General features: G+C 74.5%; 29 protein-coding genes and 1 tRNA gene. 19 read left to right on the top strand and 11 right to left on the bottom strand.

Annotation, left to right across the window (positions count from 1 at the left end; all coding sequences use genetic code 11):
* Positions 1-41: 41 nt before the first annotated feature.
* The 5 genes from ACFFHU_RS11180 (at position 42) to ACFFHU_RS11160 (ending at position 4844) form a co-directional block, all read left to right on the top strand.
* Complete coding sequence (locus ACFFHU_RS11180) at positions 42-884, top strand: SigE family RNA polymerase sigma factor (protein ID WP_377337908.1); 843 nt, start codon at positions 42-44, stop codon at positions 882-884.
* Positions 885-956: 72 nt separating this feature from the next.
* Positions 957-2225: a hypothetical protein gene (locus ACFFHU_RS11175; protein ID WP_377337906.1), complete on the top strand. Its 1269-nt coding sequence runs from the start codon at positions 957-959 to the stop codon at positions 2223-2225.
* 74 nt (positions 2226-2299) lie between these two features.
* Entirely contained in the window at positions 2300-3148 is an 849-nt protein-coding gene (locus ACFFHU_RS11170) for a PHP domain-containing protein (protein WP_377338252.1), read from the top strand.
* A 40-nt stretch (positions 3149-3188) separates the two neighbouring features.
* A complete protein-coding gene (locus ACFFHU_RS11165; RefSeq protein WP_377337905.1) occupies positions 3189-3806 on the top strand; it encodes a MarC family protein in 618 nt (205 codons plus the stop codon).
* A 165-nt stretch (positions 3807-3971) separates the two neighbouring features.
* Positions 3972-4844, top strand: a complete 873-nt coding sequence (locus tag ACFFHU_RS11160) for a RecB family exonuclease (RefSeq protein ID WP_377338250.1) — start codon at positions 3972-3974, stop codon at positions 4842-4844.
* Between the two features lie 68 nt (positions 4845-4912).
* Here the strand turns inward: ACFFHU_RS11160 and ACFFHU_RS11155 are convergent, their stop codons facing one another.
* Both ACFFHU_RS11155 and ACFFHU_RS11150 read right to left on the bottom strand, forming a co-directional pair.
* The gene (locus ACFFHU_RS11155) at positions 4913-5782 is read right to left on the bottom strand and encodes an oxygenase MpaB family protein (RefSeq protein ID WP_377337903.1); all 870 of its coding nucleotides are present in this window, start codon (positions 5780-5782) and stop codon (positions 4913-4915) included.
* 65 nt (positions 5783-5847) lie between these two features.
* A complete protein-coding gene (locus tag ACFFHU_RS11150) occupies positions 5848-6273 on the bottom strand; it encodes a Fur family transcriptional regulator (protein ID WP_377337902.1) in 426 nt (141 codons plus the stop codon).
* A gap of 173 nt (positions 6274-6446) precedes the next feature.
* Between ACFFHU_RS11150 and ACFFHU_RS11145 the strand changes: the two genes are divergently transcribed.
* Positions 6447-6923 carry a DUF2231 domain-containing protein gene (locus tag ACFFHU_RS11145; protein WP_377337900.1) on the top strand — a complete coding sequence of 159 codons (477 nt, stop codon included), beginning with the start codon at positions 6447-6449 and terminating at the stop codon, positions 6921-6923.
* A 67-nt stretch (positions 6924-6990) separates the two neighbouring features.
* Here the strand turns inward: ACFFHU_RS11145 and ACFFHU_RS11140 are convergent, their stop codons facing one another.
* Positions 6991-7191 carry a hypothetical protein gene (locus ACFFHU_RS11140; protein WP_377337898.1) on the bottom strand — a complete coding sequence of 67 codons (201 nt, stop codon included), beginning with the start codon at positions 7189-7191 and terminating at the stop codon, positions 6991-6993.
* A gap of 915 nt (positions 7192-8106) precedes the next feature.
* On the opposite strand from ACFFHU_RS11140, the gene ACFFHU_RS11135 reads away from it, so the two are divergent.
* Complete coding sequence (locus ACFFHU_RS11135; RefSeq protein WP_377338277.1) at positions 8107-8286, top strand: hypothetical protein; 180 nt, start codon at positions 8107-8109, stop codon at positions 8284-8286.
* A gap of 221 nt (positions 8287-8507) precedes the next feature.
* On the opposite strand, the gene ACFFHU_RS11130 is transcribed toward ACFFHU_RS11135, so the two are convergent.
* Both ACFFHU_RS11130 and ACFFHU_RS11125 read right to left on the bottom strand, forming a co-directional pair.
* Positions 8508-8960, bottom strand: coding sequence for an FmdB family zinc ribbon protein (locus ACFFHU_RS11130; protein ID WP_377337896.1), 453 nt, complete (start codon positions 8958-8960; stop codon positions 8508-8510).
* Positions 8961-9048: 88 nt separating this feature from the next.
* Positions 9049-9672 carry a 5-formyltetrahydrofolate cyclo-ligase gene (locus ACFFHU_RS11125; RefSeq protein ID WP_377337894.1) on the bottom strand — a complete coding sequence of 208 codons (624 nt, stop codon included), beginning with the start codon at positions 9670-9672 and terminating at the stop codon, positions 9049-9051.
* A gap of 82 nt (positions 9673-9754) precedes the next feature.
* Between ACFFHU_RS11125 and ACFFHU_RS11120 the strand changes: the two genes are divergently transcribed.
* The 8 genes from ACFFHU_RS11120 (at position 9755) to ACFFHU_RS11085 (ending at position 17109) form a co-directional block, all read left to right on the top strand.
* Positions 9755-11974 (top strand): diguanylate cyclase, encoded by a 2220-nt coding sequence (locus tag ACFFHU_RS11120; RefSeq protein WP_377337892.1) that lies wholly within the window; start codon positions 9755-9757, stop codon positions 11972-11974.
* Between the two features lie 9 nt (positions 11975-11983).
* Complete coding sequence (locus tag ACFFHU_RS11115; protein WP_377337890.1) at positions 11984-12949, top strand: UTP--glucose-1-phosphate uridylyltransferase; 966 nt, start codon at positions 11984-11986, stop codon at positions 12947-12949.
* A complete protein-coding gene (locus ACFFHU_RS11110) occupies positions 12946-14274 on the top strand; it encodes a molybdopterin molybdotransferase MoeA (protein ID WP_377337888.1) in 1329 nt (442 codons plus the stop codon). The genes ACFFHU_RS11115 and ACFFHU_RS11110 overlap by 4 nt, the downstream gene beginning before the upstream one ends.
* Positions 14274-14912: a GNAT family N-acetyltransferase gene (locus tag ACFFHU_RS11105; RefSeq protein ID WP_377337886.1), complete on the top strand. Its 639-nt coding sequence runs from the start codon at positions 14274-14276 to the stop codon at positions 14910-14912. Before ACFFHU_RS11110 ends, ACFFHU_RS11105 begins: the two co-directional genes overlap by 1 nt.
* Positions 14913-15091: 179 nt before the next feature.
* On the top strand, positions 15092-15913 hold the full coding sequence (sepX, locus tag ACFFHU_RS11100) for a divisome protein SepX/GlpR (protein ID WP_377337885.1): 822 nt from the start codon (positions 15092-15094) through the stop codon (positions 15911-15913).
* A gap of 76 nt (positions 15914-15989) precedes the next feature.
* Positions 15990-16063, top strand: a tRNA-Ala gene (locus ACFFHU_RS11095).
* Positions 16064-16191: 128 nt separating this feature from the next.
* Positions 16192-16497, top strand: a complete 306-nt coding sequence (locus ACFFHU_RS11090; RefSeq protein ID WP_377337883.1) for a DUF6966 domain-containing protein — start codon at positions 16192-16194, stop codon at positions 16495-16497.
* A 135-nt stretch (positions 16498-16632) separates the two neighbouring features.
* Complete coding sequence (locus ACFFHU_RS11085; RefSeq protein WP_377337881.1) at positions 16633-17109, top strand: Rv0361 family membrane protein; 477 nt, start codon at positions 16633-16635, stop codon at positions 17107-17109.
* 18 nt (positions 17110-17127) lie between these two features.
* Here ACFFHU_RS11085 and ACFFHU_RS11080 read toward each other — a convergent pair whose 3' ends face one another.
* Positions 17128-17718 (bottom strand): GrpB family protein, encoded by a 591-nt coding sequence (locus tag ACFFHU_RS11080; protein WP_377337879.1) that lies wholly within the window; start codon positions 17716-17718, stop codon positions 17128-17130.
* A 130-nt stretch (positions 17719-17848) separates the two neighbouring features.
* Here ACFFHU_RS11080 and ACFFHU_RS11075 point away from each other — a divergent pair, with 130 nt between their 5' ends.
* From ACFFHU_RS11075 to ACFFHU_RS11065, 3 genes are all read left to right on the top strand, one after another.
* A complete protein-coding gene (locus tag ACFFHU_RS11075) occupies positions 17849-18289 on the top strand; it encodes a glutaredoxin domain-containing protein (protein ID WP_377337877.1) in 441 nt (146 codons plus the stop codon).
* Between the two features lie 79 nt (positions 18290-18368).
* Positions 18369-18695: a PadR family transcriptional regulator gene (locus ACFFHU_RS11070; RefSeq protein WP_377337875.1), complete on the top strand. Its 327-nt coding sequence runs from the start codon at positions 18369-18371 to the stop codon at positions 18693-18695.
* Positions 18695-19228, top strand: coding sequence for a hypothetical protein (locus tag ACFFHU_RS11065; RefSeq protein WP_377337873.1), 534 nt, complete (start codon positions 18695-18697; stop codon positions 19226-19228). The genes ACFFHU_RS11070 and ACFFHU_RS11065 overlap by 1 nt, the downstream gene beginning before the upstream one ends.
* 91 nt (positions 19229-19319) lie before the next feature.
* On the opposite strand, the gene ACFFHU_RS11060 is transcribed toward ACFFHU_RS11065, so the two are convergent.
* From ACFFHU_RS11060 to ACFFHU_RS11040, 5 genes are all read right to left on the bottom strand, one after another.
* A complete protein-coding gene (locus ACFFHU_RS11060) occupies positions 19320-20099 on the bottom strand; it encodes a maleylpyruvate isomerase family mycothiol-dependent enzyme (RefSeq protein ID WP_377337871.1) in 780 nt (259 codons plus the stop codon).
* A gap of 81 nt (positions 20100-20180) precedes the next feature.
* The gene (locus ACFFHU_RS11055; protein WP_377337870.1) at positions 20181-21551 is read right to left on the bottom strand and encodes a sulfite oxidase; all 1371 of its coding nucleotides are present in this window, start codon (positions 21549-21551) and stop codon (positions 20181-20183) included.
* A 122-nt stretch (positions 21552-21673) separates the two neighbouring features.
* Positions 21674-22504, bottom strand: a complete 831-nt coding sequence (locus tag ACFFHU_RS11050; protein WP_377337868.1) for a DUF4190 domain-containing protein — start codon at positions 22502-22504, stop codon at positions 21674-21676.
* Positions 22505-22628: 124 nt separating this feature from the next.
* Complete coding sequence (locus tag ACFFHU_RS11045) at positions 22629-23057, bottom strand: VOC family protein (protein ID WP_377337866.1); 429 nt, start codon at positions 23055-23057, stop codon at positions 22629-22631.
* Positions 23054-23524 (bottom strand): helix-turn-helix transcriptional regulator, encoded by a 471-nt coding sequence (locus ACFFHU_RS11040; RefSeq protein WP_377337865.1) that lies wholly within the window; start codon positions 23522-23524, stop codon positions 23054-23056. The genes ACFFHU_RS11045 and ACFFHU_RS11040 overlap by 4 nt, the downstream gene beginning before the upstream one ends.
* A 428-nt stretch (positions 23525-23952) precedes the next feature.
* Between ACFFHU_RS11040 and ACFFHU_RS11035 the strand changes: the two genes are divergently transcribed.
* Positions 23953-25743 (top strand): glycosyl hydrolase, encoded by a 1791-nt coding sequence (locus ACFFHU_RS11035; protein WP_377337863.1) that lies wholly within the window; start codon positions 23953-23955, stop codon positions 25741-25743.
* The last annotated feature ends 130 nt before the right edge of the window (positions 25744-25873 follow it).

Raw genomic sequence — 25873 nt, 5'->3', positions numbered from 1 at the left:
GTGGCAGCCTCGGTTGGCACGACCGGCAGGAAGGACCGACGGTGGCGGCCAGCGACGCTCTGGAGGAAGAGTTCCGCGAGTTCGTCGCGGCTCGCTCCGGCGCCCTGCTGCGGACCGCCTACCTGCTCGCCGGGGACTGGGCGACCGCCGAGGACCTGCTGCAGACCGCGCTCACCAAGACCTACCTGGCGTGGAAGCGGCTGGGCGGCATCGAGGCGGTCGAGCCGTACGCCCGTCGGGTCCTGGTCAACACCGCCACCAGCTGGTGGCGGCGGCGGTGGCACGGGGAACGGCCCACCGAGGTGCTGCCCGAGCAGCCGGCCCGGGACCGGATCCACGAGCAGCTGGAGCGGGACGCGCTCTGGCGACACGTACAGGACCTGCCGGCCCGGCAGCGCGCGGTGCTGGTGCTCCGCTTCTACGAGGATCTTTCCGAGGCGCAGACGGCGGCGTTGCTGAACATCTCGGCGGGCACGGTCAAGAGCCAGACCTCCCGGGCGCTGGCCACGCTGCGCCGGCGGCTCGCCGCCGAGGAGGCGGTGGAGCGGGCCCGGGACGTACCGGCGGCGACCGGGACGGCCCGCGGGTCGGCCGCCGGCCCGCGGGCCGGCCGCCCGACGGCGCCCACGCCGGTCGGGTCCGCGCCGGTCCGCCCGACGGCGCCCGCGCTGGTCCGGCCGACGGCGCCCGCGCCGGTCGGGCCGACGCACGTCCCGGCGGGTCCGCCGCCGGCCGGTCCGCCGACCCGGGTACGCCGGCCCGCGCCGGTGGCTGGCGGCGAGCCGGCGAGGACGTCCGCCCTGCGGCCGGTGCCACCGGCCCCGGTGGCGACGGTCCCCGCCTCGGCCGTTCCGGCGGGCCGCGCGGCCCGGATGGAGGTCTGAGATGCCGAGGCCGGCGCGGTCCGTACCCGCCCGGCTGGCAACCTTCCGCGCCGCCACCGGCGTCTGACGAACGTGGAACAGGACGAGCTCGAGCGGGCCCTGCGGGACACCCTGTCCCAGCGGGTGGCCGCCGCCCGGTCCCCGTTGGACCCGGCGGGCGTGGCGATCCGCCGAGGCCGGCGGGCCCGCCGGTTACGTGCGGTCGGCGGGGTCACCTCGGCCGCACTGGCCATCGTCCTGGTGAGCGTCGGGATCGTCCAGGTGGGAACGCCGGCGCCCGGGCCCGGACCGGGCGTGGTGATGCTCGACGACTCGCCCGATGCGCCCACGTTGCCGTTCGGCCCCGACCCGTCGGACGCCGATCCGCTGGCCCTGCCCACCGGCGCCCCGCCGACCGTCGAGCTGATCAACGAGCACACCCTGATCGGCACCGGGCGCATCGACTTCGCGGTCGACTCGCCGGTGACCGCGGCGCTGCGTACCGGGGACGGCTGGTTGCTGGTCACCGGGACGGCCGCCCGGTCAGCGCTCTGGTACGGCACGAGCTCCGGGGCGGTCCGGCGGCTGCTCAACGGGGTGAGCGCCCTGGTGCTCGCGCCCGACGGCCGGCGGGTGGCCTGGCGGTTCGACGATCGGCTCTTCATGGGCAGCCTGGCCGAAGGGACGCTGGGGGTGCCCGAGCAGATCCGGGTCGCGGGGGCGGAACCAGTCCGCTTCCTCGGCGCCGCCCTGCTGTTGCGCCGTGCCGAGCCGGCCGGCTTCCGGCTCTGGTGGCCGACCGCCGACCGGAGCCCGAGGTGGCAGGCCGGCCCGCTGGCGGTGTACGGGCCGCTTCCGGACGGTCGGCAGGCGGTGGGCGTGGTCCGGGACGCCCGCGACGTACCCTGCCTGGCCCTGCTCGACCTGGGCCGCGACCTCGCGCCGACCAGCACCGCCTGCCAGGTGCGGCTGGCACCCGGTCCGGCGGCGATCTCCCCGGACGGCCGGTGGCTGCTGGCCAACCCGGCGGTTACGGTGAGCGGCGACCCCGGCACGACCCTCAGCCCGGGGGCCGGCGGCGGCACGCCGGACGGCGCGCTGCTGGTCGACCTGCACGGCGCCTTCGGGTCGATCCCGTCGGTGTGGCCGGCCGGGCCGACCCTGCGGGCCCAACCGGTCTGGACCGACGACCGGACGGCCGTGCACGTGGACGGCCAGGGCAGCCTCGACGTCGTGTCGGTCGGGAAGGTGAGCGACGGTCGGGCCGTGGCCCAACTGCCGCTGCGCAGCGCCCCCGTCGTGCTCGTGGGCCGCGCCACCGGCGCGGCGGCCCCGGCCGGCACACCGGCGGTCGGCGGTTGACCGGCCCGGACGACGGATCAACGGCGCTCCGCTGGGCCGGCCCGGACGGCCGGCAGCCCGCCGGGGGGCGCCGCATCGACCTGCACACCCATTCCACGGCCAGCGACGGCACCCTCACCCCGGCCGAGCTGGTCGGCGCGGCGGCGACGGCGGGCCTCAGCGTGCTGGCCATCACCGACCACGACACCACCGAGGGCTGGGCCGCCGCGCTCGCCGCGCTACCGCCCGGTCTCGACCTGGTACGCGGCGCCGAGCTGTCCTGCCGCTGGCACGGCGGCCGGCCGGCGGTGCCGCTGCACCTGCTCGCGTACCTGTTCGACCCGGCGGAGCCGGAGCTCGCGGCTGAGCTGCGCCGGGTCCGGGCCGACCGGGAGCTGCGCGGGGAGCGGATCGTGGACCTGCTCCGGGCCGACGGATTCGACATCAGCTGGCCCGACGTGCTGGACCGGGCGGCCGGTGGCGCCGTCGGCCGGCCGCACATCGCCCAGGCGCTGATCCGGGCCGGGTTGGTCGGCTCCACCAGGGAGGCGTTCGGGCGAAACTGGCTGGGCGGGCGGTACCAGCTGCCCAAGGACGACATCGACGTATTCCGGGCCGTCGAGCTGGTCCGCCGGGCCGGCGGAGTGCCGGTCTTCGCCCACCCGCGGGCCACCCGGCGCGGGCGGGTGGTGCCGGACACGCTGATCGCCGAGCTGGCCGCGGCCGGCCTGGCCGGGCTGGAGGCCGACCACGAGGACCACTCCCCGACCGAGCGGGCGCACGTCCGGGCCCTGGCCGCGGAGCTGGGGCTGTTCGTCACCGGCTCGTCGGACTTCCACGGCAGTCACAAGAGCGTGGCCCTGGGCGCCTGGACCACCGCGGAGCCGGCGTACGAGCGGCTGGTGGCCGCGGCCAGCGGCGTGACCGGGGTCGCTTCCGGCTGATCCGCGTCGGCGCGCCAGATCACGCCGATACCGTGTCCGGGTGGGTATCAAGCTGTTCGGCGAGGTCTTCCTGACGTTGCTCGTCATCACCGACCCGCCGGGCATGATGCCGATCTTCCTGGCCCTGACCGGGCCGCTGTCGGCCCGGGACCGCAACCGTGCCGCCTGGCAGGCGGTGGCGCTCGCGCTCGGGGTGATCGTGGTGTTCGCGGTGGCCGGCCAGACGCTGCTGGCGTACCTGCACGTCTCGCTGCCCGCGCTGCAGGCCGCCGGCGGGCTGCTGCTCGTCCTGGTCGCCCTCGAGCTGCTGACCGGCAAGGCGGACGACCCGGAGCAGCAGTCCTCGACCGCGAACATCGCGCTGGTCCCGCTCGGCACGCCGCTGCTGGCCGGGCCGGGCGCGATCGTCGCCACCATGCTGTTCGTGCAGCGGTCCACCGGGCTGGTCGACTACCTGCAGATCGGCGCGGCGATCGTGGCGGTGATGGTGGCCGTCTGGTTGGTGCTGCGGTTCTCCGGGGTGATCGTGAAGATTCTCCGGCCGGGCGGCATCGAAGTGCTCACCCGGATCGCCGGTCTGTTGCTGGCGGCCATCGCGGTGCAGCTGATCGCCGACGCGATCGGCTCGTTCGTCACCGCGTACCTCAACGCCCGCTGAGCGGCCGGGGTCCGCGCGGGGGCGCGGACTGAGCCGCCGGGGTCCGCGCGGGGGCGCGGGGCTGTCGGTGCCGGATGGCAGGATCGTCACGTGCGACGATCCTCCACCGGGGGTGGGCGCCCCCCACGCCCCCGCGCCGAACCGGAACAGTTGGGCTTCGCCGGCATGCCGGAGCGGCTCTTCGTGTGCACGCCCAGCAAGCTGGGAGCGTACGAGGACTGTCCGCGCCGCTACCGGTACGGCTACCTCGACCGGCCGGCGCCGCCGAAGGGTCCACCGTGGGCCCACAACTCGCTCGGCGCGAGCGTGCACACCGCCCTGCGGAACTGGTTCTCCCTCGCCGCGTCCGACCGCCGTCCGGAGGCGCTGCCCCGGCTGCTGCGGGCCACCTGGGTGGGTGAGGGCTACCGCGACCCCGACCAGGAACGGCTTGCGTTCCGGCGGGCGCTGGGCTGGCTGGAGTCCTATGTGGCGACGCTCGACCCGGAGGCCGACCCGCTCGGCGTCGAACGGGTGGTCGCGGTCAAGACGGCCGTGCTGGCCTTCAACGGCCGCGCCGACCGGATCGACGCCCGGTCCGGCCCCACGGGTCCCGAGGCGGTGATCGTCGACTACAAGACCGGCCGGTCCGGTCTGGACGCCGACGACGCCCGCGGCTCGTCGGCGCTGGCGCTGTACGCGTTCGCGGCCGAACGGGTCTTCCGGCGCCCCTGCCGGCGGGTCGAGCTGCACCACCTGCCCACCGCCACGGTGGCGGCGCACGAGCACACGCCGGAGTCCCTGGCCCGCCAGGTCACCCGGGCCGAGGAGACCGCCCGGGACATCATCGCGGCCGAGCGGACGGTGTCCGACGGCGGCGACCCCGACGAGGCGTTCCCGACCCGGCCCGGCGGCCGGTGCGCCTGGTGCGACTATCGGCGGACCTGTCCGGACGGTGCCCGGGCGCCCGGCGAGGAACCCTGGGCGGCCGTGGCCCGAGCCCTGACGCCCGCCCCGGGCGCCGCCGAGCCGGGCGCCGCCGATCCGGCCGGGGGCTGAGCCGGCCGGGGGCTGAGCCGGCCGGGGGCTGAGCCGGCCGGGGCGGGCTGGCCCGGCCAGTCGCACGGTCAGCTCAGCCGGGCCGCCGCGCGGTCGGCCCAGGCCGCGCGCTCCATCGCGGCCTTGTAGAGCGGCCCCTCGACGAGCCGGCGCGGCACCGAGTTCAGGGCCAGCCGCAGGGTACGGATCCCCAGGCCGGCGGAGAGGTCGGTGGTGGGCAGGCCCGGCGCGCCGTACAGCCGGCGGGCCCAGGCCGGCAGCAGCCCGAACGCGGTGCCGGCCACCCCGAGATAGGCCAGCCGGGCCGGTCCCAGGTCCAGGCCGAGCCGCAACGGCCGGCTGAGCGTCTTCGGCGCCGGGGGCGCCGCCAGGAAGAAGCCGGTCTCGGCGGCCGCGCGGGTCAGCCGCAGTTCCGGGCGGACCCGCAGGTAGAACTCCTCCACCTCGGCCGCCGAGCCGGGCACGGTCTCGGGGTCCAGCCCGACCAGCGTGGCGGTCCGGCGCTGTTCGGCGTAGTACGCGTCGATCTCCGCGCCGGTCAGCGCCACCCCGGCCCGCCGAGCGGTGTCGATGAACGACTCCACCTCGGTCACGTGTACCCAGCGGAGCAGATCCGGCCCGTCGATCCGGAACTCCTCGCCGGTGAACGGGTCCCGGGCCCGCATCCGGGCGTGCAGGGCGCGCAGCCGCCGACCGGCCTCCTCGGCCTCGGCGGTCGTGCCATAGACCGTGGTGGCCACGTAGGTCGCGGTCCGCAGCAGCCGGCCCCACGGGTCGGCCCGGTAGTTGCTGTTCTGCGCCACCCCGGCCATCGCCCGGGGGTGCAGCGCCTGGAGATAGAGCGAGCGCAGACCGGCGACCAGCAGCACCGGCTCGTCGTGCACCTTCCAGGTCACCGAGCCGGGGCCGAACAGTCCGAGATCGTCCTCGCGGTCCATCCGTCTAGGGTGCCACGCGCCGGCCGGGAGCGGCCGGGCCGAGCGGTCGGGCCGAGCGGTCGCGCTCAGTCGTCGGCCGCGCGCCGCATCTGGCAGTCCGGGCAGAGGCCCCAGAAGGTGATCTCGGCCTCGTCCACCTCGAAGCCGTGCCCGTCGGCCGGATCCAGGCAGGGCGCGCCGCCGTGCGCGCAGTCCACGTCGCTGATCAACCCGCAGCCGCGGCACACGATGTGGTGGTGGTTGTCTCCCGCCCGTGCCTCGTACCGGGCGGGGCTGCCGGCGGGTTCGATCCGCCGGGACAGGCCGGCCCGGGCGAGGGCGGCGAGCACGTCGTACACGGCCTGGATGGACACCGAGTCGAGGCGCCCGCGTACCCGCCGGGCGATCTCGTCGACCTCCAGGTGGCCGCCCTCGGCCAGCACGTCCAGCACGGCCAGCCGGGGGCGGGTGACCCGCAGCCCCCTGGACCGGAGCAGCTCCTCGCTGGACATGCTCCCATTGGAGCACGGATCGACCACTCTGGTTCGATTCCCCGAGCCCGGAGGTGGCCAGGGCCACACGCCGGTGAACCGGACCGGCCCCGGCTGCGTGTGCTCGAACGAGGCGCCCCGAACCGTCGTACGCCGTTCATCGTCCGGCGGCCGCACACAGCCGGGAGGTACGAATGTTCAGGGAGATCATGGGCCTTCCGGCGCACGCCCTGCTGGTGCACGCCGCCGTGGCCTCGGTGCCGCTGCTGGTGCTGGCCGCCATCGCGTACGCGCTCGTGCCGCGGTTCCGGCCCCGGGTCGGCTGGCTGGCCGGGATCCTCGCGGTGGGCGCGGTGGGCGCCGTCTATCTGGCCAAGGAATCCGGCGAGGAGCTCCAGCGGGTCCTGGTCGCGCGGGGCTACCAGGCCGAGATCCTCGACCAGGTCGCCAAACACCAGGGGTACGCGGACAAGCTGTTCTGGTGGACGCTGGGGCTGGGCGTGATGACCCTGCTGCTGCTCGCCGCCACCGGTCCGCGGGCGCGGGCCGTGCCGGGCTGGCTGGGCTGGCTGCTATCCGGCGCCGTGGTCGCGCTGGGCGTGGCGGCCGCCGTGTACGTCTACCTGACGGGTGACTCCGGCGCCCAGGCGGTCTGGCGGGGCGTCCTCTAGAAACCGAGCGGGTACGGCATCATGCCGACCGTGCGCGGAGGCGAGGACTGGGCTTTGCCGGCGCCGGTCAGAACAGCAGCCGCGAGCAGAGCAGGCAGACCACCACGACCAGGATGGCGGTCGCCACCAGCGCGACGCCGGTGGTGATCGTCCTGGCGCCGCGCTCCTCGGCATCCAGCGCCGCGGCGTCCTGCGGGGGAAGCGGTCGCGGCGGGGCGGCCTCGACGTGTACGGGGGGCCGCCAGCCCGGCGGCGGCGGGGTGCTCACCGGCGGCCCGGCATAGCCCCCGGGAGCGCGCCAGGCGTCCGGTGCGGCAGACCCCGGCCCGCCCGCCCCGCCCGGTCCGGCGGCGGTGGTGGCCGGTGGTGGCGCGAAGGGGCCGCCGGGTGCGGCGGCGGTGGTCGCTGGTGGTGGCGGGAATGGGCCGCCGGGTGCGGTGGCGGTCCCGTCCGGTGCGGCCAAATCCCCGGTCGGTGCGGCGGGTCGGGCCGGGGTCGGGTCTCCGGTCGGGGGGAGCGGGCCGCTACCTTCGCCTTCCGGATCGGCGGGGGCCGGTCGGGGGGGCTCCTCGCCCGATCCACTTGGGGCCACCGGGTCGCCGGGACCGGCAACCGGGGTCACCGGGTCGCCGGGACCGGTCGACGGTCGTCGCCAGACCTCGTCGGGATCGCCACCGCTGTGCGTGCTCACGGGCACCGACGCTACCAACGCGTGCCGTGCCGGGCTGCGGACGCGTGCCGTGCCGGTCCGGGGACGTGCCGGTACACGGACGCGCGCCGGTCCGGGGACGTGCCGGTACACGGACGCGCGCCGGTCCGGGACGTGCCGGTAGACGGACGCGTGCCGTGCCGTGTCTGGGCTGGGGGCGCGCGCCTTGCCGTCGGTGACCGCCTGGTCGAGGTGGCGCAGCACCCCGCCCAAGGCCTGCGGGCCAAACCGGGCACCAGGCGCCGAATGTCCTGAGTGCGGGCCAGTGGATCAGCAATCCCTATGCCTCTACGGCATTTTTATGCCTCAGAGGTATAGCGATTGCACGCGGATGTCACCGCCGGCGGGGTCACCCAGGGTAGGGAAACGTCCGATCTGCACGCCGATGGCCACCGGCGAGGCGCCGGGAGTCGGCGCCGGAAGCCGGTGCGCGGAGTGCCTGGCCGGCGAGCGTTCGCGCGTATCCTGGCTGTCGTGGACATGCGGGACGAGCCACGCCCCTCGGGGGCGGACGCCGAGCGGACGGTCGAGTTCGACGACGACGGGTTGGCGCCGCTGCCGGATCAGTCGACCGACGATACCGACCGAGGCTGGGGTGAGCGCCCCGATTCGAACGACGACCGGCTCTACGAGGACCGCCCGCCGCACTGGTGAGCGTCAACCGGTCAGAGACCTCAACAGACCGATGACCGCCGCGCGGGCGTGGACCGGTGGCCGCTGCTCGGGCGCGGACCAGGACAGGCTCGGTGGCCGCCGCCCGGGCGCGGACCAGCACAGGCTCGGTGGCCGCCGCCCGGGCGCGGACCGGGACAGGCTCGGTGGCCGCTCGGGCGCGGACCCCACGGGCCCGGGCGCGCCGCTCGCGCCCCTACCGCTCAGCTGGCGCTGGTGGTGGCAGCCTTAGAGCCGGAGCCGGAGCCGGAGCCGGAGCCGCTCGTCGCGGCCGGCTTGCTGGCGGACGAGCGGCCGTCGCCGGAGCCACCGCCGCTGCCCGAGCTGCCGCTGCCGGAACCGGACTTCGCGTCCTTGCCGGCGGAGGCGCCGCCCTTCGCGGCGTCGCCCCTGGTCCCCGACTCGCCCGGCTTGGCGTCCTTGGCGGCGGACTCGGAGCCGTTCGACCGGGAATCGGTGCGGTAGAAGCCGGAGCCCTTGAAAACGATCCCCACCGAGTTGAACAGCTTGCGCAGCCGGCCCTCACACGACGGGCACACGGTCAGCGGCTCGTCGGCGAAGGACTGCACCGCCTCGAGCTGGTGGCCGCACTCGGTGCAGACGTACTGGTAGGTGGGCACGTTCCCCTCCGGATCCTGGCTTGGCACTCGTCGCATCCGAGTGCCAATGATCCGTCATCCGGCCCGGATCGTCCAGCGGACGTGCGCAGTCAGACAGCACCCGCCCGCGGGGCAGCTCCGCCGGTCAACCCGCCGGCAGCCGGACCAGCCCGCCGGCGGGCGTGACCACCGCGTCGACCCGGACGTCGTGCGGCAGGGCGGGGACCGCGTCCAGCAACTCGCCCTCGTGCAGCAGCGCCACCACCGGCACGCCCGGGGTCACCCGGCGGAGCGCCCGGTCGTACGAGCCGCCGCCGCGGCCGAGCCGTACGCCGCGCCGGTCCACCGCCACGGCCGGCACCACGACCAGCCCGGCCGAGGAGATCGCCGAGCGACCCAGCCGGGCGCCCGTCGGCTCCCGCAGGCCGTAGCCGGCGGCGTGCAGCCCGGCCGGCCCGGTGTAGGTGGCCCAGTCGAGATCCAGATCGGATCGCAGCACCGGCAGCAGCAGACCGGTCGGTTGCGGGTCGACCGCGCGCAGCGCCGCGGCCAGCGCCTCGGGCAGATCCGGACCGCCGGGCTCGCTGCCCACCGGCACGTACCCGGTGACGACGCGCGGGCGGAGCCGGCGTACCAGGGCGGCCAGCTCGGCCTGGACGAGCCCGGCGGCGCGGGCGCGGACCGGCGCGGAGAGCGCCCGGCGGCCGGCCAGCACGGCCCGGCGGAGGCCGAGCTTCGCCTCGTCCGCTTCATCCGAAAAATCCGGCACGCAACTCTCCGTCGTCCGCCCGGGTTAAGAAATCGGGCTGTGCCAGCATGGCAGCACTGGTGCGCAATCTCCGGGGGGACGAGTGACGCTGCACCGACGATTGACCATCGCGTTCCTCGCGGTCGTGCTCGGGCCGGTCCTGCTCGGCGCGATCTTCGCCGGCAGCACCCTGGCGGCGGTGGATCTGCGGCGCACCCAGGAGCGGCTCGACCTGGCCGCCGTAGTGACCCGGACCTCCGTCGGGGCGCTGTGTCAGCAGCTGCGGGCCGCCGCCGACGCGGTGGCCCTGGTCGGCGAGCCGGCCGGCCGGGTGGGCACCGCCAACCAGGTGGTCGGGCGCGGGTTGGCCGCCGCGGTCCGGCTCGCCGAACCGGGCGGCGAGATCGCCTTCCAGACCCCGCGCGCGCCGGCCGAGCCGTGGGCCGACTGCGGCAACCCGGTGCCGTCCGGCTTCCGGGTGTACGCCATCGCCGTCCGCAGCGAGCTGCGGGACGCGGCCGGTACGCCGATGGGCTGGGTCTGGGCCGCCGCGCCGCTGGACCGCCCGTTCGTGGACCGGCTCGCGGCTGCCACCGGCGTGGACGTCACGCTGGCCGACGGCGACGCCACCACGGCCGCCGGTCGCAGCACCGAACGTCCCGCCGTCCGCCCGGCCGTGCTGGCCGCCGCGCAGCGGATCGACGGGGACGCGATCAGCCGGGCGGACGGCGGCCGGTACGTCCGGCGGGTCGGTCCGTCGCCCGGCCAGCCGCTGCCGCTGGTGCTGTCGATCAGCCCCGATCCGCCGGTCGGGACGTACGTGCTGCTGGCGGCCGCGGTGCTGCTGGCCGGCGGGCTGGCCGTGCTGGCCGCGTGGCGGCTGGCCCGGTCCACCACCCGGCCACTGGCCGAGCTGGCGTTCGGCGTGCAGCGGGTGGCCGAGGGCGACCTGACGGCCCGGGTCCCGGTGCGCGGCGCCGACGAGGTGGGTCGGCTGGCCGCCACCTTCAACCGGATGGCCCGGGAGACCCAGGCGTACGTGCAGGCGGTGACCACCAGCCGGGACCAGTTGCGGGCCAACCTGGCCGTGCTCGGCGACACGCTGGCCAGCACGCACGACCTGGACCGGATCCTGCGGGTCATCCTGCGCAGCGCGATCGCCGCGAGCGGCGCCCGGGCCGGCCTCGTGCTGCTGGTCGACGAGCTGACCGGGATGTTGGTCGGGCAGTGCGCCGAGGGGCTGCCGGCGCCGGCGGTCCGGCCCGGCGTCCCGGCGTACGACCCGTCCCGGATCCGGATCGCCCTCGGTCGCGGCCTGCTCGGCCGGGTGGCCGCCACCGGGGAACCACGGCGGGGCCGGGTCCGCCGGGACGCCCCGGCGCTCGCGCCGGAGGAGCCGCGCTGCTCGACGTACGTGGCCGTGCCGTTCGCCGCGCCGGGCGATCCGGGCGACGGGCCGGCCAGCACGGCCGCCGCCCGGGCCGCGATCGCCCTCGGCGGTACGGCGCCGCCCGCGGCGCTCGGCGTGTTGGCCCTGTACGACCGGCTCGGCGACGACGACTTCGACGACGCCGACCTGGTGACGCTGCGGTCGTTCGCCCGGCACGCGGCGGTGGCCGTGGACAACGTCCGGGTGCACGAGGAGGCCCAGCGGCTGTCCCTGACCGATCCGCTGACCGGGCTGTGGAACTACCGCTATCTCAAGGAGTCGATCCGCCGGGAGGTCGAGCGGGCCAGCCGGTTCGGCCGGATGCTCAGCGTGCTGGCGCTGGACCTGGACCGGTTCAAGGACGTCAACGACACGTACGGGCACGCCGCCGGGGACGCGGTGCTGGTCGAGTTCGCCCGGCGGATCCGGGCCGTGGTCCGGGAGGTGGACCTCGCCTTCCGGCAGGGCGGCGAGGAGTTCGTCGTGCTGCTGCCGGAGACCGACGCCCGCGGCGCGGTCCGGGCGGCGGAGCGGCTCGGCGCGGCGATCCGGGGCAATCCCGTGTCCGCGCCGACCGGCGCCCCGGGCGACCCGCCGGTGCTCGTCACCATCAGCGTATCGATAGGAATCGCCGTCTATCCCGATCATGCCACCACCGGTCAGCTCGTGCTCGACGCGGCCGACGATGCGCTGTACGCGGCCAAGGCCGCCGGCCGGGACACGTACCGGTTGGCGGTGGCCTCCGGGCGGCCGGTGCTGGACGCGACCGTGCCGGCGGAGTGCGCCGGCCCGGTCCGCGCGGACCCGGCGCCGCGGGCGGCGGCGGCCGGCGCGGGGGGCACGGGCGGCGCGTCTTCCGGGCCGCACCCGCCACGGCAGGGCCGTGGCCGATAGTCTCGCGGCATGTCGGAGCATTCAGCGACCCCAGCAACGACGTCCACTCCGCCCGCCGGTCGGCGCGCGGTGAAGGCCGTCATCCCGGCCGCCGGCCTGGCGACCCGGTTCCTGCCCGCGACCAAGGCCGTGCCGAAGGAACTCCTGCCGGTGGTCGACCGACCGGTGCTGCAGTACATCGTCGAGGAGGCCACCGAGGCCGGCATCAACGACGTTCTGCTGATCACCGGTCGCGGCAAGACGTCGATGGTGGACCACTTCGACCGCCGCCCCGATCTGGAGGCCCGGCTGGAACAGAAGGGCGACGACGAGCGGCTGGCCGCGGTGCGCCGGCCCAGCGAGCTGGCCGAGATCTACACCTGCCGCCAGCCGGAGCAGCTCGGCCTGGGGCACGCCATCGGCTACGCCGAGTCGCATGTGGGCGACGCGCCGTTCGCGGTGCTGCTCGGCGACGAGTTCGTCAACCTGACCGAGCCCCTCCTGCCGGCCATGCTGGAGTTGCAGTCCCGGACCGGCGGCGTGGTGCTGGCCTTCTTCGAGGTCCCGCCCGCCGACACCAAGCGGTACGGCATCGCCTCGGTGCAGCCGACCGGCTCCGACTACGCCGACATCGGCGACGTGGTCGAGGTGACCGGCCTGGTGGAGAAGCCGAAGCCGGAGGACGCCCCGAGCAACCTCGCGGTGCTCGGCCGGTACGTCCTGCCGGGCCGCATCTTCGACGCCATCCGGCGCACCAAGCCGGGCAGCGGCGGCGAGATCCAGCTCACCGACGCCATCGACCTGCTGCGCAAGGAGGAGGTCCCGGTGCACGCGATCGTGTATCGCGGCACCCGCTATGACACCGGCATGCCGCTCGGCTACCTGCAGACGGTGGTGCAGCTGGCCTGCGAGCGTGACGACCTGGGCGCGGACTTCCGCACGTGGCTCAGCGAGTTCGTCCAGGCCGGCTTCCCGGGGGGCGGGTCCGGTACATGACAGCCACGGCCGACGCCGAGGCGGCCGCCAACGAGCTGACGCCGCTCGCCGACTACCTGGGCAGCGTGCTGCGCAGGTTGCGGGCGTTGCCGCCGCTCGACCTCGACCTCACCCAGGCGTACGGCAACACCCTTGCCGAGGACGTCGTGGCCCCGCACGCCTTCCCGGCGTTCGAGCAGGCCGCGATCGACGGGTACGCCGCGCGGTGGGAGGACCTGTCCCTCGCCCGGGGCGCCGGGTACGCCCCGGCCGCCGGCCCGCTGCCCGGCCCGGGTCGCCCCGGTGAGCTGCGCCCGGTCCGGCTGAACGTGGTCGGTGACCTGGGCGCGGCCAGCTGGCGGCCGGTCCGGCTCACGCCGGGCGCGTGCTTCTCGGTGGCCGCCGGGTCGCCGCTGCCGAGCACCGCCGACGTGGTGGTACCGGTGGAGTGGACCGACCAGGGCATGGCCGCCGTGGAGATCTACCGGGTGCCCAAGCGCGGGTACGGGGTGCGCCGGGCCGGCGCGGAGGTGGCGGCCGGGGACCTGCTGGCGCGCGCCGGGACGTACGTCTCGCCGGCCCTCGTGGCGATCTTCGCGGCCACCGGCATCGGGCACGTCGTGGTCCGGCCCAGCCCGCGGGTGGTGATCGTGGCGACCGGTGACGAGCTGGTCGACGTGGGCCGGGCCAGTCAGCCGGGGCAGGTGGTGGACACCAACTCGCACGCGTTGACGGCCGCGGCCGCCGAGGTGGGCGCGCTGGCGTACCGGGTGGGCATCTGCGACGACGACCCGGAGGCGCTCCGCGGCCTGCTCGAGGACCAGACCCTGCGGGCCGACCTCATCGTCACCACCGGCGGCACCGGCAACGGCCCCGGGGACATGGTCCGGCGGATCCTGTCCCGCCGGGACGGCTCCCGGGCCGGGCCGGTCACCTTCACAGAGGTGGCCCTCTATCCCGGAACCGCCCTCGGATTCGGTACGGTCGGTGCCGAGGAGGTGCCGGTCGTGTGTCTACCCGGTGACCCCGGCGCCGCGTTGATCGGCTTCGAGGTGTTGGCGCGGCCCGCCATCCAGCTGCTCGCGGGCGCCGAGCCGGTGTTCCGGCCCAGCGCCCGGGCGCACCTGCTGGAAACCGTCTCGTCCCCGGCGGGGCTGCGCGAGTTTCGCCCGGCGCACGTTGCCGAGCGGCGCGGCGGCGGCTACACCGTGCAGCCGCTGCGCGGCGGGCCGCACACGCTGATCGGGCTGGCCGACGCGAACGGCCTGCTCGTGCTCGGCGAGCGGGTGACCTCGGCGGCCGCCGGGTCGACCGTCGACGTGCTGCTGCTGGATCGGCGGCGGTGATGCTGCGGCCGGTTCCGGGCTGGCCCGCGGTGCTGTCCGACGGGCCGGTGCTGCTGCGCCCGTACCATCGCTCGGACGCGACGGCCTGGTCGGACGTGCGGCGCGCGAACGAGCGATGGCTCGCGCCCTGGGAGTCGACTCCGCCGGGCGGCTGGTACGAGCTGAACTCGCCGCTCGCCTTCCGGTACGTCTTCCGGGACCAGCGCCGGTCGGCGAAGCGCGGCGAGGGCATGCCGTTCGCGATCTGCCTGCGCGACGACGGTGGCACGCGCCTGGTCGGCCATCTGAATCTCGGCAACATCGTCCGGCGCGCGTTCTGCTCGGCGTACGCGGGCTACTGGGTGGATTCCCGGGTGGCCGGCCGCGGGGTGATGCCCACGGCCCTCGCACTCGCCGTAGACCACGCGTTCACGCACGGTGGTCTGCATCGCATCGAAGTGAACATTCGACCAGAAAACCGGCCTTCGCGGCGTGTCGTGGAGAAGCTGGGCTTCCGTGAAGAGGCGTACCACCCGCGTTACATGCACATCGACGGCACCTGGCGTGACCACCTGGGGTACGCCCTGACCAGCGAAGACGTGGCGGCCGAGGGGGGCCTGCTGGCGCGCTGGCACCGGCTCCGGGCCGCCGCCTCCTGACTCGTTCACGGGTCACCCGCCCGGCGCGCCGTACGCCGGTGCTGGTTGACCGCCCGTAACCTGAGGTAACTGGACGTGCGGTAATCGCGTGTTGACCGCATGATCTTCGTTGTCAGCGGCCCTGCTCCGAAAATCCTTCGGGCTCCGGCCGTCGGATCGGGGCTACGGGAGGAGTGCGGGTGCCGACGTCGGTGCTCCTCGCCGTTCTTGCCGCCGCCGGTCTGCTGGCCCTCGCCCCGGCGCTGGTCCGCCGGTACGACGCGACCGAGCGGTTGGTGGCGGAGCGTGCGCAGTCCACGGCGCGGGTGCTCGAACGCCAGCGCCGGCGCCGCACCGTGCCCGGGCGCCGCCCGATCAACGCCGGCCGCGAGCTCGTGGTCAAGCCCGTCTCCGGCGTTCCGGCGACCTCGTCCGGATCGGCGCCTCGCCAGCGCCTTGTTCCCGCGCGCTCCGGCCGGCGGCTGCGGGCGGTGTCCGCGGCCACCCGTCCGCGCCCCGGGCCGCTCGGCGTCGACGGGCGGCGCCCGGCGGCGCGCCGGCACACCCCCGCCGTGTACCGCCGCCGCCGGGTCTTCGCGGCGCTGCTGCTGCTCAACCTCGTCGAACTGGTCGGGGTGGCCCTGGTCAGCGCCGGTTTCTGGATAAGCTTCGCGGTCACCGGCATGCTCCTCGGCGCGTACGTGGTCCGGCTCCGCCACCACGCCCTCGCGGCCCGCCGCCGCCGCCGGATCGAGGCCCGCGAGGCCGCCTGGCTGGCCGCCCGGCAGGCCGAGGTGCGCCGCGAGCAGGCCCGGCGCGCCGCGGCGCGCCGGGAGGCGCAGCGCCGGCTGGCGGCCCAGCGCGAGGCCGTCCGCCGGGCGGCCATGGGCCTGGACCGCACGGACCTGCCCGCGGCGGCCTCCGGTGGTGGCGGCCGGACCGCCGCCTCGGTCTCCTACCGCCGTACGGGCGGACTCCGCGGCCGCCCGTACGAGGCCGGCCCCAACCCTCGCCCCGCCTGACAGCCGCCCGGGGTGGTTCGCGTGGTGAGCGGGGTCCCTGTTAGGCTTGTCGCCGGCTCGCCTCACGGTGGGTCGAGGGGCTGTGGCGCAGACCGGTAGCGCACCTCGTTCGCATCGAGGGGGTCAGGGGTTCAAATCCCCTCAGCTCCACCCTTACGCACTTTGACCAGCGGAAACGCTGGTGATCGATCATGAGGAACAGATCCGGCACGACTCATGTCGGACCGGCGCGAATGGCGTGTGGATCCGGGTTGGGTAGCGGCCGCTACGCTGCGGCTGTGACGTGGAGCCGCATGCCTGGTGAGCATGAGCGGCTTCCTGCCCTGCTTGCAGCGTTGACAGCGGCGGAGAACCGGCTACGGCAGCTCGGCGACGACCATTGGGCAGATTGGCTTGGGCGGGATCGGGTGCGGCTAGCCCAAGGGGATGGGCACGGGCTTGAACATCTGACGCAGGCATTCGGCGGAATGGGCAGCATCAATGACGTCTATCCGCCCGACGATGCCGATGTCGGGGCCGCGTTAGCCGATATCTACGGCCTCGCGGCGCAGCTTCTTGCCGATCGCCGAGCCCGCGACAGCTAGGGCGCGTGTCAAAGCGCCTGGCCGGCCCGCGGCGGGCCCGGCCCGTGGGGCGGCGCGGCCGGAGGGCGGGAGCTGGCGGGCAATGGATGTCCGACCGTGACGCGTCCGCGACAACCACCAATTAGCTTTGCCGACGTGACGTACCCGTCGTGGCCGCAGGTGTCGGCCGAGGAGTTGCGCGCGAGGCCGCGGAAAGGCCGGCTGTCCGGCGGGGCGGCCGCTGCCATCGTCGCCATCCTGGTGTGCGGCCTCGGCCTTCCCATTGCCGGCGCGATCCTCTGGTCTTCCGGCGGTCCGGACCTCGACGGGCCGAGAAACGCCGCCGATCGGTTTCTCCAGCGGGTCGAGGCCGGCGATGACGGTGTGGCCTACGCGTCCCTCTGCGCCGACATGCGGCTACGGATGACGGTGGCGCAGTTCGTTGCGGCGGTCGAGGACCTCGGACGGCCCGTGTCGCACTCCGTGGTCGGCGCCGTCTTCCTCGACGAGGCGGGCAACTCCGCCGCGGTCGATGTGCGGGTCACCTCTCACACAAGCGCCGGGCGAGCATTCTCGCTGACCGTCGCGGTCGTCGAGGGCGAGTGGCAGGTCTGCGACCACGCCTTCCCGTGACGGACTCCGGGGCAGCGGTCAGCTCAGACCGGCGCGCTTCAGAATCTCCACGATGACCGGCGTCTTGCCGTTGACGTACCGGCCCATCGACATCGGGTTCTCGGCGGCCGACCGGAGCTTGGCGGCCGCGTACCGGTCGCGGTCCTCCGGGTGGGTACGCAGCCAGTCGCGGAGGATCAGGTGCCGCAGGTGCTCGTCGCAGTCCGGTCCGAAGACGTGCAGGTTGACGTCGTGGTCGTCCGTCCACAGGCAGCGGTGCTCGTACCAGTGCGGCTCCCGGGTCCGCAGCGTGTAGCCGACCCGGGCCAGGGCGGGGACGTAGGCGTCCTCGTCGGCCGGCTCGGTCACGATCAGGTCGATGTCGATCCGGTCCTTGGCTGGCAGCCCCGGCACGGCCGTCGAGCCCACGTGCTCCACCGCGAGCGCCCGCTCGCCGAGGGCGAGGCGGATCCGGCCCTCCTGGACGGCATACCTGGCCGGCCATTCCGGGTCGTAGGGGCTGATCACGATCGGTTGGGTCACCTCGGCCGGGCGGTCCCCGAGCACCCGCTGGGCCATCTGCTCGGGCGTCAGCATCGGCGGCGGCGGGGGCAGCGGAGGGATGCGCATGATCGAAAGCTAGCGAACGGGGTGCCGCCCCGCAGCCCCGTAATGCCGTAAGCAGGCGGCCCCTGCGACAGCCGGCGGCGGCGATCCGCGGACTGAGGAGGCTCGACGGCGGTGGGTAGCGTGCGGGGGCATGGCACGGAGTTGGCGGATCGCGGGCGGAATGTTGTTGTGCGGCCTGGTCTTCGGGGGCCTGTTGACGCTTGTCGGTCCGCGGGAGTTCGGCGTGGGCGAGTTTCTGGTGTTCGTCCCGCTGGCGGTCGTGAACTCGCCCCTGGCCTTCCCGCGCTCCATCGGCGCGGCTGAGGCGCAGCGGCGCGGCGCCGTCGATGGGCGGCCGATCGTCTACTGGCGACCCGGCTGCGCGTACTGCCTCCGGTTGCGCATCCGGCTCGGCCGGCGGGCGCGGCTTGCGCACTGGGTGAACATCTGGGCCGACCCGGCCGGAGCTGCCGCCGTCCGTGCGGTGGCCGGTGGTAACGAGACCGTGCCGACCGTCTTCGTCCGGGGGGAGGCGTCCGTCAACCCCGATCCGCGCTGGTTCCGCGACCGGCTGGCGGCGCGGGCCGGCTGACGCCGGGGCGCGGGCCGCTCGCGCCGACGCCGCCAACACCGCCTTGGCAACGAAGGTCTACATATGTAGTATCGGCGTCATGCCTGCTCGTCCGCTTTCCTCGGCGCAGACCCGCGCGGTGATCGCCGCGCTGCATTCCCATCCTGCGCCCTGGCGCTACGGGTACGACATGGCCCGGGAGACCGGGCTCGCGTCCGGCACGCTCTATCCGATTCTCGGCCGGCTGGCCGACCGGGGGCTGGTGGAAACGAGCTGGGAGGAGGACGCGCCAACGGGCCGGCCGCGCCGCCACCTCTACCGGTTGACGGCCGAGGGCGCGCGGCTGGCGGCCGAGCTTGGCGCGGCGCCGCAGCGGACATCCCCGGCCGGCCAGGCACGGGTTCGCCCGTCGACCGGGGAGGCGTGATGGAACGGCTGCTGCTGATCCTGCTGACGGCCGCGATCCGGCTGCTGCCCCGGCGCCGCCGGGAGCTGGCCGGGGCGCTGCTGGCCGAGGCCCCGCAGGTCCCGCCGGGCCGCCGGCGGTCGCGGTGGCTCGCCGGCGGCCTCTGGTACGTCGGCAAGGAAACCGTGCGGCATCGATTGGCGTACGGGCTGGGCCTGGCTCTCGCGGCGGTGGCTCTGGTGGTGGTGGACCGCCTCGGCACCTCCGACGATGCCGGTCAGGTCTCGCTGCTGGTGCTTCTGGTCACGGCGGCCGGGTCCGGCTTCGCCGCGCCGCGCCGCGCGTGGATCGCCGGGCTGGTCATCGGATCGGCGCTACCGGTGCTGTACGTCGCCCTCGCGGTGCTCCGGCCGCAGACCGCCCACCTGCCCGAACCCCGTGGCGTCGCCGGCGCCGCGAGCCTGTTCGTCCTGGTGGTGCCGGCCATGATCGCCGCCGGCCTGGGCGCCGGCGCGCGGATCCTGCTGCGCGGGGACGGGCCGGCGGCCGACTGACCGGCCCGATCCGGGTAGGCGCGGTCGGCGCCTTCCGGCGTCGACCGGGCCGGGCCGGGTCCGTGGTCGGCGGTCGGTGGCCGGCGAGGGCTCAGGGCGTGATGGACAGGTTTGTCAGGACCGCGCGGCCGAGGTCGACATCGCCGGTCAGCTCCGCCGCGGCCCGGTCGGCCGGGATCCGCCCGCAGGCGAGCCGGGCGAAGCTCTCCCAGCCCATGGTCAGCACGCTGGTCACCGCGTCGGGTGTCTCCGGCAGCGACCGGCCGCGGCCGTCGGCGTCGACCCGTACCGAATGGTCGAGCGGGACCGGACCGCGGACCGTGACCCGCACCACCGACCCGGGCGGGGCGCCGGCACGCTTGGCGACCACGGCGGGCAGCGCCGCGATGAACAGGGCGCGCGCCGCGCGGGCGCCCGGCGAGCCGAGGTTGCCCGGCCGGGCAACCGCTCGGCGGATGTCCTGTTCGTGGACCCACAGGTCGAAGGCGCGGTGCAGCCACAGCATGCCCAGCGGGACCGGCTGCCCCCAGGCCGCGTACGCCGGCTCGTCGGGATCCGGTGGCGCGTCGGTGAGCTGCCGGTATCGCACCTCGCGCACCTCGCGCAGCTCCTCGAGCACCTCGGTGGCCGGCCTGCCGCGGCGGGCGGCGACCGGCTCCGCGGCGATGTGCGCCAGACCCCGCTCCGGGCGCGGGTGGCCGGCCGCCATCCACAGCTCGCCGCCGACGAGATGGGCGTACACGTCCCGGACGCTCCAGTCCGGACACTCGGTGGGCGCATCCCAGTCGCGGTCCGCGAGCGACTCGCCCAGGCCCACGACCGCATCCAGCGAGTGCCGCCAGGCCGCGATGGTCTCCGCCAGCTCCGTCATCCCCGCAGCATGGTCACCGGGACGCCGGCAGCGCAACGGTCGGCCGCCGCGGGTGGCCGCCGTCACGTCCGGGGTACGGGTCTAGCCGACCGTGACCGGATGCCGGACCACCCCGTCGAAGAGGTAGCCGAGGGTGTTGAAGCGGGCCTCGTCGGGCTGGGTGGCGCCGGTGACGTCGGTGGCCCGCGCCCGCAGCGTGTACGCGCCGGCGGCCGGTGATTGCCAGCGGAACCGCCACCGCCGCCAACTGGCGCCGGCCGGTCCGGGGCTCAGCTTGGCCCGCCGCCAGGTGCGGCCGTCGTCGATGCTCACCTCGACCGTACGGATGCGCCCGGCGCCCGACCACGACCGGCCGGTGAGCTCGATCGGGGCGCCGGCCGGCAGCCGGGCCGCCCAGGGCAGCTCGAACGCGCTCTTCACCACCTGCGGTCCGATGAGTTGCCCGTCGGCCGGGTAGCCGGGGCCGAACAGCCGGTAGAACTGCGTGTTCCACGGCGAGAACAGCGGACCGTCGGCCACCTCGATCGATCCCAGCCACTTGATGGAGGAGATGCCGATCCAGCCCGGCACCACCAGCCGGACCGGGAAGCCGTGGTCGGGGAGCAGCGGACGGCCGTTCATCTCGTACGCCAGCAGCACGTCGTGCCGCGCCTTGGCGAGCGGCAGCGGGCGGCGGACCGGACCCAGGTTCACCCCGCCGGTCACGTAGTCGGCGTCCAGGCCGGTGGGCAGCACGTCCACCGCGTCCCCGGTCAGGCCCGCGTGTCGGAGCACGGTGGACAGTCGTACGCCGCGCCACCGGGCAACCCCGACGGCGCCCAGCTTCCAGGCGGTGCCGGACACGGTCTGACCCTGCTGGCTGGTGAAGAAGCTCCGCCCGTTGCCGGCACATTCGACGGCGGCCGTTCGGGTCTCCGCCGGCATCCGTCGCAGGTCGCGGTGGCTCAGCTCGATCGGATCGTCCGCCGTGGGGGAGCCGCGCAGGCCGGTGCCGAACAGCCGCAGCCGCCAGGAGTCGGCGTCCAGCAGTGGGGTCGAGGTGTGGTTGCGGACGAAGAACCGGTCGGTGGGCACCAGGTAGCCCTGGCCGGCCATGGCCGACCAGCGCATCTCGGCGTTGCTGCCGTAGACCTCGAACAGCTCCGGCGGCAGCGGCTTGACGATGGGGGGCGCGGCGGCCACCGCACCGGTCCGCTGGCCCGCCGCCGGCGTACCGGCGTCGGTCACGGCCCCGGCTCGCGGGCGGCCGTCCTCGGCCGCGGGCCCGGCCGGCGGGGTTGCGGCGGCGGCCTCGGCCGGTGCGGTGGTCGCGGCCGCCGCCGCTCCCATGGCGCCGGCGAGGCGAAGCAGGTCCCGGCGGGAGAAGCCGTCGCCGCGGGCCTGGCCGGCCAGCCACTGCCGGGATCGCAGGCGGTCGTAATCGTGTTCGGCGGGCGGGATCGATCGGGTCACCGGTGGCCCCCTCTGGCCATGAGCCGAATCGGCTCTCCGCGGGGTGACGCTTGCCCATTAAACCTAGTGACTTAGTAGTCTTTCCGTCAATGAGGCCCGGGGTGCCGGTGTCGCCCGGTCGGCTAACGCGTGATCGAGCCGGTGTGCTTGTCGAGGTAGAACACGACGCACGTGACCTTGCGGTCGCCGGTCGACCAGCTTTGCTCGGTGGGCTGGATCGAGTAGGGCATCAGGTTGCCGTCCTTCGTCCCCTGCCGGTCGATCTGCACCAGTCGCTTGATGCAGGCATCGTCGGCCCGTCGCTGAACGGTCGCCGCACCGGGCCAGGCAGCCGGGGGGAGCGTGAGCACGGCGTACGCCTCGGCGTGGTGCGGTCCCGAGCACGGCACCACCCTGACGGCGTGGAACTGCTCGTACATGATGTCCCCGTCCGCGCACTGCCCGGTGGCGAGGGCGACCGCCCGGATGTCCACAGTGGCGCTGTTCCCGTCACCCGACCGGTCGCTCCGGCCGTGCACGATTGCCGCCCCGACGAACACGGCCATCATGGTCAACCAGCAACCGGCCCAGACGAGGCCGCCGATGGCGAGTGACTTGCCCCGCTGCCCCCGCCGCCGGATCTGGACGAGCGCGATGATGCCGAAGATGACGGCCAGCAGGATGCCGCCGAGGATGCCGAAGACCAGCGAGGCGATGGCGAACCCGTTGGTGCCGGCCGGTGGCGCCGGCTGGGCCGGGTACGGCTGGGCCGGATACGGCGGCTGGCCGTACCCCGGCGGCGGGTAGCCGGGGCCCTGGTCGTATCCCGGCGGCGGATAGCCCGGACCCTGGCCGTACCCCGGCGGGGACGGATAGCCCGCGGCGGCCGGCGCTGCGGGCGCCGGTGAATATGCGCCCGCTGGCGAATCCGGCGTTGCTGGGTTCTGGGCGGGCGGCTCCGGCGGCTGGGTCACGACCGGAAAACTAGCAGCGATCGGCCGTGCGCGATGTCCCCGAAGTGGGTCCCGCCATGATCCACTCGGCCGGCCGGCGGACCCGGTCGGCCGGCGCGTCGGCCGGTCAGCCGAAGTCGGCCGGTCAGCCGAAGTCGGCCGGGGTGAACGCGCGGCGCTCGACCAGCACCAGCCAGTTGCCGGAGTTGTCCCGGGCGATCGCCTCCACCCCGTACGGGCGATCCGACGGCTCCTGGATGAACTCCACGCCCTTGGCCCGCAGCTCCTCGTGGGTCTTGCGGCAGTCGTCCACGCCCAGGCCGACGGCGAACGAGTTGCCCTCGTCGAGGGCCCGGTTGAGCGCGTCGACCATCTCCGGCGACTGCGGCGGACCCGGGACGTTCAGCTGGACCTCCAGCTCCGGCTGGCTCGGATGACCGATCGTGCACCAGCGGTATCCGTTGCCGAGGGTGATGTCGGTGCGCTCGGCGAAGCCCAGCACGTCGATGTAGAAGGCCTTGGCGGCGTCGATGTCCTTGACGAAAACGCTGGCGAGCGAGACGTGGATAATCATTTGACCAGGCTAGGGCCGATCCCGGCCGGGGTCTTCTCCTTGCTTGCGGACCCGCGCCGCTCTGCGAGTCCCCACATGAACACGAAACACCCCGGTATCCGCGGCGCCCCGGTGGACGCCCAGCGCCGCTGGAATTCGCTGGGCGTCTCGCCCACCAGGTCGCGGAACCGGCTGCTGAACGAGCCGAGGCTGACGAAGCCGACCGCGTGGCAGACCTCGGTGACCGTGACGTTGGTGGCCCGCAACAGATCCTGGGCACGTTCCACCCGCCGCCGGCTCAGGTGGGCGGCGGGCGACACGCCATACGTGCGGGTGAAGAGCCGGTGGAAGTGATACTTGCTGATCCCGGCCACCCCGGCGAGCGCGTCGAGGTCCAGCGGCTCGGCGTAGTGCCGGTCGGCGTGATCGCGGGCCCGGCGCAGGTGCACCAGGAGATCGTCCGGGGCTCGGCGGGGGACGGCGCTCACGAGCCGAAATCCTAGGCCCTCCCGGTTAAGAGGGGGCCCTTCCTATACCAAAAGCGATAACAGGGGGCCCTTCCTTGCGGGGCGGGGGGCGCGCCGAATCGGGTGATCCTGGTGCTGAACGTTGTCGATAACGGTTCACACCAGCTCAGGGCGTTGTCGCTACCCGCATCGATGGATGCGGCCTCGGAAATCGGGCCGTCACGTGGTTGACACATGAACCGGTTCAGCATCATCATTGTCTATCCATCGAGGCCGCCGACCGGGCCGGCGCGCCTCCGGGCTCGCGCCGTGGCCGATCGGTCGCGCCGCGGGCGGGACGGCCGGTCCGGCGCCGGAATTGGGCTCGCGTCGGCCGGGCCGCCATCTCCTGGTGCGTTTGCGCCACCCACTCGTTCCTCCCTCGATGGTTTCTGCTCTCAGGAGTCCTCATGATCCATAATGGACGGATTCGGGCCGCCCTGGCCGGCTCGGCGACGGCGGTGACGCTGCTGTCCGCCGGCCTGCTCTCGGCGACCGGGGCCCACGCGGCCACCTCGGCCTGCGACGTGAACTACCAGGTCAGCAACGACTGGGGTTCCGGCGCCACGATCAATGTGACCGTCACCAACAACCAGAGCACGGCGGTGAACGGCTGGACCGTCGGCTGGGCGTTCCCCGGCGGCCAGACCGTCACGGACGGCTGGAGCGCCACGTACCAGCAGACCGGCGCCAACGTGTCGGCCACGAACGTGTCGTACGACGCCAGCATCCCGGCTGGCGGCGGCACCGTGACCTTCGGCTTCAACCTCGCGTACAGCGGCGCCAACCCGGCGCCCACGGCGTTCACCCTGAATGGCACGGCCTGTGGCGGCGCGGCGCCTAGCCCGACCCCCACCCCGACCGGGACGGGTGGCCCGGCCGGCGGCCCGACGCCCACCCCGACGGGCCCGACGCCCACCCCAACGGGCCCGGCGCCGGCCGGCAACCTGGCCCTGCGCCGGCCCGTCACCGCCTCGTCCACCGAGGATTCCGGCAAGACCGCCGACCTCGCCGTGGACGGCAACGCCGGCACCCGCTGGAGCAGCGTCTACAGCGATCCGCAGTGGATCCAGGTGGATCTGGGCGCCAGCTACCCGATCAGCCAGGTGACGCTGCGCTGGGAGGCCGCCTACGGCAAGGCGTACCAGATCCAGACCTCCGACGACGGAGCCAGCTGGACCACCGTCTACAACACCACCACCGGCGCGGGCGGCGTCGAGAACCTCGCCGTCTCCGGCCACGGACGGTACGTCCGGATGTCCGGCACGGTCCGCGGCACGGCGTGGGGTTATTCGCTGTACGAATTCGAGGTGTACGCGGTGGCGCCCCCGCCGCCCCCGCCGCCGACCTGCTCGCAGGCGCCGGCCGACCCGGACGCCAACTCCAAGGCGCGTAACCTGCTCTGCTACCTGAAGACCCACACGTACATCAGCGGGCAGACCGACGCGCCCGACTCGGACAAGGTGAAGTCGCTGACCGGCCGGTATCCGGCGATCACGGCCTTCGACTTCATGGAGTACACCAACGGCCGGATCGACACCCAGAGCGTGATCGACTGGTACAACGCGCACCACGGGATCGTGGCCTTCCAGTGGCACTGGTACTGCCCGCGCGGCGGCAACTACTCGGCGCCCTGCGACTTCGTCCCCGACCTCACCAACCCGTCGTCGAAGCTGTACGCCGACATCGACCTGATCGCGCAGCAGCTGAAGAAGCTGCAGGCCGCCGGCATCCCGGTGATGTTCCGGCCGCTACACGAGAGCAACAACAACTACATGTGGTGGACGAAGAAGGGCCCCGACGCGTACAAGCAGCTGTGGCGGCTGATCTACGACCGCACCCAGGCGGCCGGGGTGAACAACGTACTCTGGGTCTTCAACGGCATGGCCAGCGGGCAGGGCACCTCGCTGTCCTCGTGGTATCCGGGTGACGGCTACGTCGACCTGGTCACCTCGGACTACTTCCAGAGTGCGAGCGACTTCAACACGGTCAAGGCGATCGGCACCAACAAGACCGCCGGGGTGGCCGAGACGTTCAGCCCGCTGAACCCGAACAGCGACCCGGCCTGGCCGTACTTCGTGGTCTGGGCGTCCCGGGACTGGGCCGGCAGCGGCAAGGACGTGGCGGGGCTGTGGAAGACCGCAATGGCCAACCCGCGGACCATCTCCATCGACCAGCTACCCGACATCACCGCCTGGTAGCGGCGGCGCCGCCTCGCCTGGCGTCGTACCCCGCCGGCCGCCGCCGTCACACCGGCGGCGGCCGGCGGCCCTACCGAGTCCATCGGGTACGCCTACCGGCGGCTGGCTCGCCTGGCAGCTGGCGGGCCTC

Source organism: Plantactinospora siamensis, assembly GCF_042434095.1.
In the GTDB taxonomy this organism is placed as follows: domain Bacteria; phylum Actinomycetota; class Actinomycetes; order Mycobacteriales; family Micromonosporaceae; genus KBS50.
This window is presented reverse-complemented; position numbering and strand designations above follow the sequence as displayed.

Bases quoted from the DNA above. Each gene is read 5' to 3' on its own strand.
- ACFFHU_RS11160 (WP_377338250.1), top strand. From the start codon at position 3,972: ATGCCGGAGCGGCTCTTCGTGTGCACGCCCAGCAAGCTGGGAGCGTAC.
- ACFFHU_RS11155 (WP_377337903.1), bottom strand. From the start codon at position 5,782: ATGGACCGCGAGGACGATCTCGGACTGTTCGGCCCCGGCTCGGTGACC.
- ACFFHU_RS11150 (WP_377337902.1), bottom strand. From the start codon at position 6,273: ATGTCCAGCGAGGAGCTGCTCCGGTCCAGGGGGCTGCGGGTCACCCGC.
- ACFFHU_RS11145 (WP_377337900.1), top strand. From the start codon at position 6,447: ATGTTCAGGGAGATCATGGGCCTTCCGGCGCACGCCCTGCTGGTGCAC.
- ACFFHU_RS11130 (WP_377337896.1), bottom strand. From the start codon at position 8,960: ATGCGACGAGTGCCAAGCCAGGATCCGGAGGGGAACGTGCCCACCTAC.
- ACFFHU_RS11115 (WP_377337890.1), top strand. From the start codon at position 11,984: ATGTCGGAGCATTCAGCGACCCCAGCAACGACGTCCACTCCGCCCGCC.
- ACFFHU_RS11110 (WP_377337888.1), top strand. From the start codon at position 12,946: ATGACAGCCACGGCCGACGCCGAGGCGGCCGCCAACGAGCTGACGCCG.
- ACFFHU_RS11105 (WP_377337886.1), top strand. From the start codon at position 14,274: ATGCTGCGGCCGGTTCCGGGCTGGCCCGCGGTGCTGTCCGACGGGCCG.
- ACFFHU_RS11080 (WP_377337879.1), bottom strand. From the start codon at position 17,718: ATGCGCATCCCTCCGCTGCCCCCGCCGCCGCCGATGCTGACGCCCGAG.
- ACFFHU_RS11075 (WP_377337877.1), top strand. From the start codon at position 17,849: ATGGCACGGAGTTGGCGGATCGCGGGCGGAATGTTGTTGTGCGGCCTG.
- ACFFHU_RS11070 (WP_377337875.1), top strand. From the start codon at position 18,369: ATGCCTGCTCGTCCGCTTTCCTCGGCGCAGACCCGCGCGGTGATCGCC.
- ACFFHU_RS11065 (WP_377337873.1), top strand. From the start codon at position 18,695: ATGGAACGGCTGCTGCTGATCCTGCTGACGGCCGCGATCCGGCTGCTG.
- ACFFHU_RS11060 (WP_377337871.1), bottom strand. From the start codon at position 20,099: ATGACGGAGCTGGCGGAGACCATCGCGGCCTGGCGGCACTCGCTGGAT.
- ACFFHU_RS11045 (WP_377337866.1), bottom strand. From the start codon at position 23,057: ATGATTATCCACGTCTCGCTCGCCAGCGTTTTCGTCAAGGACATCGAC.
- ACFFHU_RS11035 (WP_377337863.1), top strand. From the start codon at position 23,953: ATGATCCATAATGGACGGATTCGGGCCGCCCTGGCCGGCTCGGCGACG.